Below are 14,513 nucleotides of genomic sequence, written 5' to 3'. Positions count from 1 at the left end.
GGCCGATGCGGCCGATCTCCTGATATATGGATGGTGACGGGCTTGGCCGGCCGGGGGTCGGAAGCCTGTTTGGCTCGTCCTCTCCAACGTCAGCGATCCCTTCAAGGCAATCCCTCTCCCATTTCGTTGGCGGAATTTCGCCGGGCAAAGAAAATTTGGCCGGGCTGATGGCATATACGGCGTGAAAACAGTAAGCTTCACGCAAACAAGAGGCTTTCGGGGAGGCGGCTGGGCGCAGTCAGGATTTGGCGGCGTGAAGAAGCCATTCGGATTTGTGCGTTGCACGTTTTCCAGGACTGAAAAATAGCCGTTTCCGCACGGCGTGACATGAGAGCGCGGCCGTCTTTGCCGGCGCATGCATCCCATGCGAGCGCTTGCACGTGGCTTCGTTTCGGATGGATCATCGCTCCGCAAAAGGGATGTTTCGAAAGGAATTCGCGAATCTTTTGAGGGGGTTCAGTTTAAGTTCATCTTCTGCGGGATATTGAGGGTTCAATATGCCGAACCATGCTGAATTTCCGAAACGGGATCAATCAGCCGAAGGAGAATGCCTCATGACCTTGATCGATTGTCGTTGACGTGTGCGGATCGCTGCCGGAACCATTTGGCCGCGTATCCAGTTTCACGGACACCCACCGGGGGTGATGGCAAAGACGCCATGATCCCTAAGACCGGCCCCGTGAAAATCTTCGCCTCTATATGTTTGTTCTAAGCTGTCACTTCGAATTCACCCCCTTCGCCCGCCGGGAAGCGAAGCAAAAGGGTCCAGATGCGTGAATTCTTGTGTCAGGCAGGGCAAAAACGATAAAGGCGATAATGCCACTCACTCTGTTTGGACCCAGAACCCGAATCCATGACATCTCAAAATCTCTCCACCGTTACGCCGCGCGATTCTGAAGCCAAGCAGATCGATCACAACGATGCGATCCGCGCTTCGTATTTCTCCAACGAGCAGATACGGGAATGCGGCGCGACCTTCGCCCGCAATGGCGCCAGCACCAAGCTGCCGGGCTTTGCCCCCTTCGATTTCTTCGCCCGGCACAAGGAGAACGAGAAAGAGATCCTGCGCGTCTATCGCTCGGCCAATGCCGATGTCGATGCCGGCGAATCGATCACGCCGGCGGCCGAATGGCTGCTCGACAACCACTACATCATCGAAGAGGCCATTCAGGAAGTCCGCCGCGATTTTCCGAAGAAGTTCTACGACCAGCTGCAGACGCTGACCATCGGCGGCATGGTGATGCCGCGCACCATGGCGCTGGCCTGGCTCTACGTCGCCCACACGCACAGCACGGTTTCCAACCAGGGCCTGCTGGCTTTGGTCGAGGGCTTCCAGTCGGTGGAGATGCTGAAGATCGGCGAGCTTTGGGCCGTGCCCTCGCTGGTGCGCTACATCCTCGTCGAAAACCTGCGCCGCATTTCGAGCCGCGTCGAGCAGAGCCGCATCACGCGCAAGAAGGCCAATGCCGCCGCCGACGAGCTGATCCGCCTGAATGACGATGCCAAGGTCGCCGAGTTCCTGAAGACGCTCGAGCCCTATACCTCGGACAATACCTTCGCCACGCAGTTCCTCTACCGCCTTCGCGACGGCTCGCATACGTCGGGCCTTGCCGTGACCTGGCTGGAGAAGCGGCTCGCCGAGGCTGGCACCGACGCCGAAAGCGTCATGATGGCCGAGCACAACCGCCTTTCGTCGGGCAACGTGACGATGGGCAACATCATCAAGAGCCTGCGCCTGATCGATGATACCGACTGGTCCGTCTGGGTCGAAGAGGTCAGCGCCGTCGACAAGCTGCTCTGGGACGAGACCGACTACGCCAAGCTCGATCCAGGCTCGCGCAACAGCTATCGCCGCCGCATCGAAAAGCTTGCCCGCCGGTCCGACAAGACCGAAATGGAGATCGCCCAGGTCGCCATGGCGATGACCGAAGCGGCCAAGACATCGGCCGAGAGCGATCCGCGCGAGCCGAATATCGGTGACTACATCATGGGCCAGCAGACGCAGAAGCTGGAAAAGGCTATCGGCTATCGTGCGCCGCTGTCCGTGACTTTCGTGCGCCAGTGGCGCAAGCTCAACTGGCTGTCGATCGCCGCGCCGGTCCTTTTTCTTACCGTCGTGGCGCTCGTCGTCGTCGGCTACTTCATGCTGCACGCCGGCATGGGCTGGGCCGAGACCATTCTGCTCCTGCTGATGTTCTCGCTGCCGGCGTCGGAAGGCGCCACCGGCCTCTTCAACTTCTTCGTCACCATGTATCTGACGCCGGCACGTCTGGTCGGCTACGAATTCAAGGATGGCATTCCGGAAGAGGCCCGCACGCTGGTCGTCGTGCCGACGCTGATCGGCAACCGCGACAGCGTCGACGAACTCGTGCGCAATCTCGAAGTCCATTACCTCGCGAACCCGGGCGGCGAAATCTACTACGCGCTGCTCAGCGACTGGCCCGACAGCCAGGAGGAGGAGAGCGAGCGCGATCTGGAAATCCTCGATTATGCCCGCCGCGAAGTGGCCAATCTGGCTGCCCGCTACAATGAGGATGGCACGCAGCGCTTCTATCTGCTGCATCGTCGCCGTCTCTACAATCCGGCCGAAGGCGCCTGGATGGGCTGGGAGCGCAAGCGCGGCAAGCTGCACGAACTGAACCTGCTTTTGCGCGGCGACCGCGACACCACCTTCCTGCCCGGCGCCAATATCGTGCCCAAGGACGTGCAGTATGTCATGACGCTCGATTCCGATACGCGCCTAGTGCGCGATACGGTGACGAAGCTCGTCGGCAAGCTGCATCACCCGATCAACCGCCCGGTCTTCGACCCCGAAAGCAAGCGCGTCGTGCGTGGCTACGGCGTGCTGCAGCCGCGCGTGACCCCATCGCTGACCACGGGCAAGGATGCGTCGGTGTTCCAGCGCGTCTTCTCGGTCAATCGCGGTCTCGACCCCTATGTGTTTGCCGTTTCCGACGTCTACCAGGATCTGGTCGAGGAAGGCACGTTTACCGGCAAGGGCCTCTATCATATCGACGCTTTCGAAGCGTCGCTGAAGGGCAAGATCGACGAAAACGCCGTTCTCAGCCATGACCTGCTCGAAGGCTCGATGGCGCGTTGCGCGCTGGTCACGGATTGCGAACTGGTCGAGGATTTCCCGATCCGCTACGAAGTGGAGGTCTCGCGCCAGCATCGCTGGGCCCGCGGCGACTGGCAGTTGCTTCCCTATCTCTTCAATCCGAAGCGCGGTGTCACCGGTCTCGGCCGCTGGAAGATGATGGACAATCTGCGCCGCTCGCTGACGCCGATCGCCTGGTTCTTCGCCTCCGTCCTCGGCTGGTACTTCATGGGGCCGTTCGCTGCCCTGATCTGGCAGATCCTGCTGATCTTCTGCCTGTTCGTCGCGCCGACGCTGTCTCTCATCAACGGCATCATTCCGCGCAGCAGCGATATCGTCGCCCGCGCCCATCTCTATACGGTGTGGACGGATATTCGCGCCGCCAACGCGCAGGTCGCGCTGCGTATCGTCTTCATCGCCGACGGTGCCTGCATCATGGCCGATGCCATCGGCCGCTCGCTCTACCGCGCCTTCGTCAGCCGCAAGCTGATGCTGCAATGGCGGACCGCCGCAAGCGCGCAGGCAGCAGCCCAGACGACGATCCTCGGTCACTATCGCGTCATGTGGCATGCGCCCGTGCTGGCACTGCTGGCTCTGGCCTTCGCGTCGCTCTCCGGCGACAACGCCTTCTTCGTCGGCATCCCCTTTGCGCTGCTCTGGGTCCTGTCGCCTGCGATCGCCTGGTATGTCAGCCAGTCGGCCGAAACCGAAGATCGGCTGGAAGTGCCGGAAAGCGTTTCGTTCGAACTGCGCAAGATTGCCCGCCGCACCTGGCGCTATTTCGAGACCTTCGTCGTCGAACAGCAGAACCATCTGCCGCCGGACAACGTGCAGCAGACCCCGAATGCCGTCGTCGCCTCGCGCACCTCGCCGACGAATATCGGCGTCTACCTGCTATCCGTCATCTCGGCGCGTCATTTCGGCTGGACGTCGTTCGAGGAAACCATCGATCGCATGGAAAAGACCATGGCGACCGTGGCGAAGCTCGAAAAATTCCGCGGGCACCTTTGCAATTGGTATCACACGGACACGCTGAAGCCGATGGGCGCGCGTTACATCTCGGCAGTCGACAGCGGCAACTTCGCCGGCCATCTGATCGCCGTTTCGTCCGCCTGCCGCATCTGGGCGGAAGCACCATCAGCGCATATGCAGGGCAATCTCGACGGTATCGGCGATGTTGCCGGCATTCTCGCCGAAACGCTTGCCGAGCTCCCGGACGACCGCAAGACGGTGCGCCCGCTGCGCCGCCGCCTGGAAGAGCGCATCGCCGGTTTCCAGAGCGCGCTTGCCGCCGTCAAGCGCGAGCATGAGTTCGCCTCCATCCGCGTCATCAACCTCTCGGTGCTGGCGCAGGATATCCAGAAGCTGGCGGCAAATCTCGACCATGAGGTCAAGTCGACACAGAGCGGCGAAGTGCTCACCTGGTCGCAATCCCTCGTGAAGGTCTGCGAAGGCCATATCGCCGACAGCATCTTCGACCTCGCCAATGTGGATTCGCTGCGCCAGCGTCTGGCGAAGCTGCGGGACGAGATGCGCAATCTCGCCTTCGGCATGGAATACGCCTTCCTCTATCGTCCGGAACGGCGCCTGCTCTCGATCGGCTTCCGCGTCGAGACCAACGAGCTCGACGCCGCCTGCTATGACCTCTTGGCCTCCGAAGCCCGCCTCACCAGCCTTTTCGCCATCGCCAAGGGCGATCTGCCGACCGAGCACTGGTATCGCCTCGGCCGCCAGGTCGTGCCCGTCGGCTCGCGCGGCGCGTTGGTCTCCTGGTCCGGCTCGATGTTCGAATATCTGATGCCGCCGCTCGTCATGCAGGAGCGGCAGGGCGGTATCCTCAACCAGACGAACAATCTGGTCGTGCAGGAGCAGATGAACTACGCCAAGCGCCTGGGCTCCGATATCCCCTGGGGCATTTCGGAAGCGGCTTTCAACGCCCGCGACCACTACATGCACTACCAGTACACCAATTTCGGCGTGCCTTCCCTCGGCCTGAAGCGCGGTCTCGGCCAGAATGCCGTCATCGCTCCCTACGCCTCGATCCTGGCCAGCCAGTATCGCCCGGCCGCGGCGCTGGAAAATCTGCAGAAGCTGCGCAAGGTGGGCGCACTCGGCGTCTACGGCTTCCACGATGCCGTCGACTTCACGCCGACGCGCGTTCCCGAGGGCAAGAAATGCGCTGTGGTCTACAACTACTATGCGCACCATCACGGCATGTCGATCGCAGCGATCGCCAACGTCGCCTTCAACGGCCGCCTGCGTGAGCTCTTCCATTCCGATCCGGTGATCGAAGCGGCCGAACTGCTGCTGCAGGAAAAGGCCCCGCGCGATATTCCGGTCATGGCCGCCAAGCACGAGAGTGACCAGCCGGCCAATATCCAGGAAGACATGCTGCGTCCGGAAATCCGCAAGATCGCCGATCCGGCCACGCAAGATCGCGAGCTCGCCTTCCTTTCCAACGGCCATTATTCGGTCATGCTGACGGCGACCGGCGCGGGTTATTCGCGCTGGAACGGCCTGACGGTCTCGCGCTGGCGCGCCGACCCGACGGAAGACCGTTGGGGCACCTTCATCTTCCTGCGCGATACGGCCTCCGGCCAGTGGTGGTCGGCGACTGCCGAGCCGCGCAGCATCGAAGGAGAGAAGGCCAAGGTCTCCTTTAGCGATGAAAAGGCCGAATACAGCAAGACGGTCGGCGATCTCACCAGCGACGTCGAATGCATCGTCGCAACGGAGCATGATGCCGAAGGCCGCCGCGTGACCTTGCTCAACATGGGTGCGGAAGATCGCTTCATCGAAGTAACCTCCTATCTCGAGCCGGCGATTGCCAGCGACGACGTCGATTCCGGTCACCCGGTCTTCACGCGCATGTTCGTGCGCACCGAGATCGGCAATAGCGGCGACGTGATCCGTGCCGAGCGCAACAAGCGCGACTATAACGAGCCGGATATGTCGGTCGCCCATCTGGTGGTCGACAATGCCGGATCGGAACGCCCGACAGAGTTCGAAACCGATCGCCGCAAGTTCCTCGGCCGTGGCCGCACGCTTGCGGAAGCCGCGGCATTCGATCCGGGGGCGACCCTTTCCGGCACGGACGGCTTCACCATGGACGCCTGCCTGTCGCTGCGCCGCGTCGTGCGCGTTCCTGCGGGCAAGAAGGTCAGCGTGATCTTCTGGACCATTGCCGCATCGAACCGCGAGGAGGTCGACAAGGCCGTCGAGCGCTACCGCAATCCCGATACTTTCGGGATCGAGCTCACGCAGGCGTGGACCCGTACGCAGATGCAGATGCGCCATGTCGGCGTCACCTCGCAGCAGGCGGCCGCGTTCCAGAAACTCGCACGCTATCTCGTCTATCCAGACATGCACCTGCGCGCCGACGGCGCCACCGTGCAGGCCGGCCTGCATTCGCAGTCCGCGCTCTGGCCGGTGACGATCTCGGGCGATTTCCCGATCTTCACGCTGCGCATCAACGACGACGTCGATCTCGAAATCGCCAGGGAAGCGCTGATGGCGGCGGAATATATGCGCTCGCGCGGCATCAACGCCGATCTGGTGATCGTCAACGAACGCGCCGTCGACCATATTCAGGACATGCAGCGCGAGCTGGACAAGCTCGTCGAGCACGTCCGTCACAATCAGGGCGACGGTCTCAGGCAGAACATCTTCTCGGTTCGCAAGGACCTGATCGAGAACGAGACCTACCAGGAGATCCTTGCCGCATCGCGGGTGATCTTCCATGCCCGCAACGGCAAGCTGGTGGACCAGATCGCACGCGCGGCGACGCTGTTTGCCTCCGCCCAGTCCGATGGGCCGGCGCCGGTCAATCGCCTCACCGTGCCTGCTGCATTGCAGGAATCGGTCTTTGCGGCCGCTGCACTGGAAGCGCAGGACGATCTCGATTTCTGGAACGGCTATGGCGGCTTCTCCAAGGACGGCCGCGAATATGTCGTCCGCCTTCCGGGTGGCCAGTCGACGCCGCATCCGTGGATCAACGTCATCTCGAACGAGCGCTTCGGCTTCCATGTCCCCGCCGAAGGCGGCGGTTTCACCTGGAGCCACAATTCGCGCGACTACCAGCTGACGCCGTGGACCAACGACATGGTCGTGAACCGTCCGGGGGAGGCGCTCTATGTGGCCGATCTCGACGGCAACAAGGTCATGACGCCCTATGCCGGCCTGTCGCGCAACGCGAAGGTCCGTTTCGAGGCCCGTCACGGTCTCGGCTACTCCGTGTTCTCGAGCGAAGAGGACGGCGTGGCGCTGGAGTTGACGCAGACTGTCGATCGCGAGCGCCCGGTCAAGCTCTTCCGCCTGCGGCTCAGCAACAACGGCGCCGGTAGCCGGCGGTTGCGGATCTATAATTATGCGGAATGGGTGCTCGGCATCAATCAGAACAAGACCAGACCCTTCATCCTGTCGACGCTGGATGAGGAGACGGGGGCGCTGTTTGCCAACAACCCATACAGCATCGACTACTTCAAGCGGACCGCCTTCATGGCGGCGAGCGAGACGCATTCGAGCTTCTCGGCAAGCCGTCGCGAGTTCATCGGCCGCCACGGCACGATCCAGATGCCGGAAGCCGTCGTTGCCGCTGCCGCGCTCTCCAACTCCGCCGATCTGGACGGTGATCCTTGCGGCGCACTGGCATTCGATGTGACGATCGCGGCCGGCGAGCAGAAGGAAATCTGCTTCTATATGGGCGATACCGCCACGGTCGAAGAAGCCCGTGCGCTGGTTTCCGAGATCCGCAAGGCGGATTTCGAGGCCGTGCTTTCGGAGAACCGGGAGTTCTGGAACGGCTTCACCGGTCATGTGAAAATCTCGACGCCGGACAAGGCGATGAACAACATGATCAATGCCTGGCTGCCGTATCAGAGCCTGGGTTGCCGCATCATGGCGCGCACGGCCTTCTATCAGTCGTCGGGTGCCTTCGGCTTCCGCGACCAGCTGCAGGATACGCTGGCCTTCCTGATGCACAAGCCGGAGCTTGCCCGCAACCAGATCCTCAATGCGGCGCAGCGTCAGTTCCGCGAGGGCGACGTGCAGCATTGGTGGCTGCCGGGCAGCGGCGCCGGTGTGCGTACGTCCATCTCCGACGATGTCGTCTGGCTCGCCTACGCCATCGATCAGTATTGCACGGTGACGGGAGACAAATCGATCCTCGACGAGGAGCTTGCCTTCGTCGAAGGTGCGGCGTTGATGCCCGGCACGCATGACGTCTTCTATCAGCCGACCGTGTCGCAGGATAAGGTCAGCGTCTACGAGCACGCGGCCATCGCCCTCGATCTCGCGGTCAAGCGCAAGGGCGGTAACGGCCTGCCGCTGATCCTCGGCGGCGACTGGAACGACGGCATGAACCGCGTCGGCGTGCAGGGCCGTGGCGAGAGCGTCTGGCTCGGCTGGTTCCTGGCCGGCATGCTCACCGCCTTCGTGCCTTACGCCGAAGCGCGCGGCGACAAGGAGCGCGTCAAGCGCTGGTCGGATCATCTGCCGGAACTGCGCAAGGCGCTGGAGACGGCCGGGTGGGACGGCGGCCATTATCGTCGCGGCTACTTCGACGACGGCAGCCCGCTCGGCTCCAGCGAGAATTTCGAATGCCAGATCGATTCGATCGCGCAGTCCTGGAACATTCTCTCCGGCGAAGGCGACAGGGCGCGTGGCGAGAAGGCGATGAATGCCGTTCTCGACAAGCTGGTGGACGATGAAAACCGTATCATCCGGCTCTTCACCCCGCCCTTCGCCAAGTCGGCGCGCGATCCGGGCTATATCAAGTCCTATCCGCCGGGCGTCCGCGAAAATGGCGGTCAATATACCCATGCCGCGACTTGGGTTGTCATGGCGCTGGCAGAGATGAATCGTGGCGACGATGCCTGGCATTGCTTCGACATGCTCAACCCGGTCAACCATGCACGCGATCGTGATCAGGCCGATACCTATCGTGTAGAGCCCTATGTGGTCGCGGCTGATATTTACGGCGAAGGACAATTGACCGGCCGTGGCGGCTGGACCTGGTATACGGGATCCGCCGGCTGGCTGTATCGCGTCGCTGTCGAAGGCATTCTCGGTATCCGCGTGAAGAACGGCCGACTTTTCGTCAAGCCGGCACTGCCTTCGAACTGGGATGGCTTCGCGGCGGATCTCGAGCTGTCGAGCGGAAATTACCGTATTTCCGTCTCAAAAGCGCCCGATGCGACGGGATACTCGGTCACGATTAATGACAGGGCGATCGCCCATCCCGAAGAGGGCCATCCGATCGGACAGTAGCGTTTCCTGCACTGTTTTACGTCAGCGATCGGGGCCAAAGAGGGAACTCTTTGGCCCCGACTGCATTTGATTGTCGGAACAGGAGATGTTCATGAACTCCAGGGCGAAAATCGAGCCGACAACGGTGAAGCAGGTGGGCTTGCCGAAGCCGGCGGCACCGCGGGATACCCGACTGGATGTCCTCAGGGCCCTCGCTTTGCTGATGATCTTCATCAATCATGTGCCCGGCCAGATTTTCGAGCAATTTACCTCGAAGAATTTCGGATTTTCCGATGGAGCCGAGGCGTTCGTCCTGATCTCCGGCATTTCCGTCGGCCTCGCCTACGGAACGAAATTTCTTCCCGGCAACCGGCTGGCAACGATGCTGAAGGCGGTCAAGCGCGCCTTTACCCTCTACAACGCCCACATGATCACGACCTTCGTGACGCTGGTGCTGTTCATTTCCGGCGCATGGATCTTTCACCAGAAGGGCCTGCTCTGCGAAGTGAACATCCTCGCTTTGCTGATGGACCCGGCACGCGGCATTCCCGCATTGCTGACGCTCGGGCATCAGATCGGCTACAACAACATCCTGCCGATGTACGGCGCCCTCTTCCTGATGTTGCCGCTGATTATGGCGCTGGAGGCGAAAAGCCCCCTGCTTCTGCTGCTGATTTCGGTCGGCGTGTGGCTGGTATCCGGCATCTACTACATTGCGCCGCATACGACACTGCTGGAGGGGTTCTGGTTCCTCAATCCGCTCTCCTGGCAGCTCCTGTTCGTCATCGGCTTCATCGGCACCATGCATGTCAAGCGTGGCGGGCGCATTCCCGTTCATCCGGTGCTGATTGCGCTGGCTTCGGCCTACGTGCTGGTCTCCTTCATTTGGGTCACAGACAAGCTCTGGATCCTTGGCGATTACCTCGCCATGCTCGGCCTGCCCACCGTCGTCACCGGTTTCGACAAGACCTTCCTGTCGCTGCCGCGGCTGCTGCATGTGCTGGCGCTCGCCTATCTGATCATCAGCATCCCCTCGCTGTCGCAGCTGCTGCGTCGCTCGGCCAACCATCCGCTGACGATCCTCGGGCGGCATTCACTGAGCATCTTCGTCGCGGGTACGATCCTGGCCATGGCGGGTCAGGTCTTGCTCTATGTGACCAACAAGAGCCCGATCGTCGGCGCGATCTATGTCGTCATCGGCATCGCCGCACAGTTTCTCTATGCCTATCACCTGGAGCACAAGCGGCTGCAGCTTGCCGGCCAACGCGCGCAGAAGGCCCCGGCGGAGCGCATCTCTCTGCCCCTCCATATCGGCAGGCATCGTTGAGCCTTCCATCGAGCCGCGTGCCGACATGCGGCTCAATTATTTGATTTTCCTGGAATTTTCTATTGTGACACTTTCGCGAAGGAAGTGTGACGTGATTTTTCTGCAACGCGAAATAATCACGCTGCGTTGCGGTAGATATTAAAGTGCCCAAAATCTTGTTGTGCAAAATTTAATTGCTATATGGTCGATGTGACGGCGCTCGGGGAGCGCCGGCATCGCGTCGCCGGCGCATCCGCACGGATGGCCGCGCCTTCGTGGGGATTGTCAAAGTGGGGAATGGGGTAGGGACGTCGAATTCTCGGCGCGATAACTCATGCCCAATCTATACTGGATTGGAGTAATCTATGAATATCAGAAGTCTTCTTCTCGGTTCGGCTGCCGCGCTGGCAGCCGCAACGGGGGCGCAGGCGGCTGACGCCATCGTGGCTGCCGAGCCGGAACCGCTTCAATATGTTCGCATTTGCGACGCCTATGGCGCCGGCTATTTCTTTATTCCCGGCACGGAAACCTGCCTCAAGGTCGGTGGCCGCGTCCGCACCGAGGGCGAATGGTACGATGCCTACAATGCCCGCAGCAAGAACGGTACGCTGTGGCACACCCGCGCGGAGCTGGCCGTCGACACGGCGACCGACACCGAATACGGTCCGCTGAAGACCAACACGGTCATCCGCTGGGACTGGAACGACGGCAACACCACCAGCACCAAGCTGCTCTGGGCCAATATCAGCCTCGGCGGCTTCCTCGTCGGCAAGGCCGACTCGCAATACAACTATTTCATGGGCTATGCCGGCAACGTCATCAACGACGACGTCATCTATGACGGCCCCAAGGAACTGAACCAGCTCACCTACAAATACGATGCCGGCAATGGCTTCACGGCCGTCATCTCGCTCGAAGATTCCAATTCCTCGGGCGATACGTCTTCCTACGGCGGCGCATGGCGTACCGGCAAGGGTGACCATTATGCTCCGGACGTTGTTCTCGGTGCCGGCTACAAGACGGGTGCCTGGACCCTCCGCGTTATCGGCGGCTATGACAGCGTCGTCGAGGAAGGTGCCGTCAAGGCCCGTATCGACGCCGATTTCGGTGCGTTCAAAGCCTTCCTGATGGGCGGCTGGAATACGGACGGCGACAAGCTGAACAAGTATGCCGGTTCCTACCTGAACAGCAACCGTGCCGCCTGCTCGACCGACGGCAAGGATTGCGGCTGGGGCGACTGGGCCTTCTGGACGGGTGCCAGCTATCAGCTGACCCCGAAGCTGCAGGCCAATGCCCAGGTTGCCTATACCGATTCGAAGATCTTCGCCGCCACCGCCAATGTCGCCTGGCGTCCGGTCAAGGATCTGTTGGTCGAGCCGGAAGTTTCCTACACCAATTGGGATGCCGCCGACCGCGACCAGTGGGCCGGCGTACTCCGCTTCGAGCGCAAATTCTGATCCGATCCCGGTTGGGTGCCGATGTTAACTCCTGGTGGCATCCAGCCGAATTGACCTCCGATCAGAAAAGCGGAAAGGCCCGGTTTTCCCGCCGGGCCTTTCTTTGTTTTTGGTTCGTCTGTGTTTTCCGGGTGCATTCCTCCCGGGCATTGCCCCTCACCCTAACCCTCTCCCCGTTGAAACAGGGAGAGGGGACCTGTTCCGTGCTTGCGGCACCTGCAAAGAAAGGTCCTGATTTTGCGCGGTAAACTCCCTCTCCCCGCTTGCGGGGAGAGGGTTGGGGTAAGGGGCCAGGCACGGGGTTGCCGATCGCGCTGGGCTTGCCTGACAAGCGTTGTCAGGCCCAAGTCCTTGACAGCAAAAAGCCGGGAGAGCGGTGCTTTCCCGGCTTCGATCTTGGGCCGCTTGCGAAATCAGGCGGCTTCGTGTTCCGTCGTGTGTGCCTTGCGGACTTCCTCGTCCGTCAGGATGCCGCTGGCGCGCAGCAGGGCGGCGAAGCGGCCGTTGCTCTGGCTGAGCTCGTTGAAGCTGCCGTTCTCGATGATGCGACCGTTGTCGAGGAAGAGGACGATATCGGCCTCGCGTACCGTCGAAAGGCGGTGCGCAATGATGAAGGTCGTGCGGTTCTGGCGCAGGTTGTCGATTGCCGCCTTGACCCGGTTTTCCGTTTCCACGTCGAGAGCGCTGGTTGCCTCGTCGAGCACGAGGATCGGCGCATCCTTGAGGATGGCGCGGGCAATCGCGATACGCTGGCGCTCGCCGCCCGAGAGCTTGTTGCCACGCTCGCCGACGCGGGTATCGTAGCCGCTTTCACGGTTTTCGATGAAGTCGTTGGCGGCCGCGGCCTGGGCGGCACGGATCATTTCTTCCTGGGTCGCACCTTCGCGGCCGAGGCGGATGTTGTCGCTGATCGAGCGGTTCAGCAAGCCTGCGTCCTGGAAGACGGTGGCGATGTAGCGGCGCAGCGACTTGCGCGTGACCTTGGTGATGTCCTGACCGTCGATGAGGATCTGGCCCTTCTGGGGGTCGAAGACACGTTGCAGCAGGTTGACCAGCGTCGTCTTGCCGGCGCCGGTCGGGCCGACGATGGCGACGGTCTGGCCTGCCTTCACCTTGAAGGAGATGCCGTGCAGGCCCTGCGAGCTGTTGGCGAAGCCGAAGGATACGTCGCGGAATTCCACTTCGCCCTTGACGTCCTTGATTTCGGCGAGGCCGGCCGGCTCTTCGCGGTCGCGGACCGAATCTTCCAGCGTGTAGAAGTCCTCGAGCTTGGCGCGGGCTTCGAAAATCTGGTTGGCGAAGTTGCGCAGCTGCTCCAGGCGGCCGATCAGCACGTTCGCAAAGGCGATGAAGGTGATCAGCGCGCCAAGGCTCAGGCTGCCGTCCTGAACGAGGACGGTGCCGATCATCAGGATCGCCATCATCGCGACGGTCGAGGCCGTGCGGTTCAGGGCGCCGGCCAGGGCCCACCAGTCGAGAACCGGGTACTGGGCAGCCAGCAGCCGCTCGGTGAACGACTTCAGCGCCTTGGTTTCCGCTTCGATGCGGTTGTAGCTGTGCAGCACCGAGACGTTGCTGATCGAGTCGCTGACATGCGAGAAGACGGTGTTGTAGTGGCTTTCGACCGAGGTCTGGCCATCCTTCGTGCGGCTCATGACCAGACGGCCGATGAACCAGTAGAAGACGCCGAGCAGGATGAGGACTGCGGACAGGCGCAGGTCCATGGCCATGGCGGTCGGGATCATGATGACGAGGGCGACGGCGGTCGACAGGTGGTTGCGCATGAACTCCAGCCACAGGCCGAACAGCGCTTCGCAGGCGCGCAGCAGCGTGTTCAGCGCGCTGGCCGTGCCGCGCTGGCTATGCCAGGACAGCGGCATGGAAATGATGCGGCCGAATGCTTCGGTGAGCAGGGATGCGCGCCGGCCATGCGCAAGGCGGTCGGCCTCGCGCGACACCACGATGAAGGCCACGGCGCTGAAGACGGCAAAGCCGGCCCACAGCATCATGGTCGGAGCGACCGGGTCCTTCTTGGCAATGGCGTCGAAGATGCGACCGAACAGAACCGGCTCGTAGATGGTGGTCATCGCAAGCGCGATGTTCGCGATCACGACCATCCATACGCGGTATCGATACGCGCCAAGATACTTCAGGGCTCTGGCATAGACTTTGAACAGCGACACGTCTGGCACCCTCTGTGCATCAGCAAAACTTCGGAATGCTCGGATGCTACAGATTGCTACCTGAACCGGCGATTAACGGAATCTACAGCTGTTTTCTTAAGGGAATTTTTCGCGCGGCGCGCGCGATGAGACGAGGAGGGTGCTATCGGTCGCCGCAGAAATGTGACAATTTGAGGACGAACCTGCCGCGGCATTGTCCGCTCTTAATCGAGCTACGCAGAGAT

General features: G+C 61.6%; 4 protein-coding genes. 3 read left to right on the top strand and 1 reads right to left on the bottom strand.

What is annotated here, in order from left to right; all coding sequences use genetic code 11:
* Window positions 1-853: 853 nt before the first annotated feature.
* From GR212_RS14505 to GR212_RS14495, 3 genes are all read left to right on the top strand, one after another.
* Window positions 854-9,364 (top strand): GH36-type glycosyl hydrolase domain-containing protein, encoded by an 8,511-nt coding sequence (locus GR212_RS14505; RefSeq protein ID WP_163987265.1) that lies wholly within the window; start codon window positions 854-856, stop codon window positions 9,362-9,364.
* 91 nt (window positions 9,365-9,455) lie between these two features.
* On the top strand, window positions 9,456-10,670 hold the full coding sequence (locus tag GR212_RS14500; protein ID WP_163987264.1) for an OpgC family protein: 1,215 nt from the start codon (window positions 9,456-9,458) through the stop codon (window positions 10,668-10,670).
* A gap of 344 nt (window positions 10,671-11,014) precedes the next feature.
* On the top strand, window positions 11,015-12,106 hold the full coding sequence (locus tag GR212_RS14495; RefSeq protein WP_163987263.1) for a porin: 1,092 nt from the start codon (window positions 11,015-11,017) through the stop codon (window positions 12,104-12,106).
* Window positions 12,107-12,519: 413 nt separating this feature from the next.
* Here the strand turns inward: GR212_RS14495 and GR212_RS14490 are convergent, their stop codons facing one another.
* A complete protein-coding gene (locus tag GR212_RS14490; RefSeq protein ID WP_163987262.1) occupies window positions 12,520-14,289 on the bottom strand; it encodes a glucan ABC transporter ATP-binding protein/ permease in 1,770 nt (589 codons plus the stop codon).
* Between the last annotated feature and the right edge of the window lie 224 nt (window positions 14,290-14,513).

It is taken from the genome of Martinezella lusitana (genome assembly GCF_010668395.1).
In the GTDB taxonomy this organism is placed as follows: Bacteria; Pseudomonadota; Alphaproteobacteria; order Rhizobiales; family Rhizobiaceae; genus Rhizobium; species Rhizobium lusitanum_A.
The sequence above is the reverse complement of the archived record's forward strand: the minus strand, read 5'-3'. Positions and strand labels throughout refer to the sequence as shown.

Coding starts and splice junctions, on each gene's coding strand:
- GR212_RS14505 (WP_163987265.1), top strand. CDS start 854: ATGACATCTCAAAATCTCTCCACCGTTACGCCGCGCGATTCTGAAGCC.
- GR212_RS14500 (WP_163987264.1), top strand. CDS start 9,456: ATGAACTCCAGGGCGAAAATCGAGCCGACAACGGTGAAGCAGGTGGGC.
- GR212_RS14495 (WP_163987263.1), top strand. CDS start 11,015: ATGAATATCAGAAGTCTTCTTCTCGGTTCGGCTGCCGCGCTGGCAGCC.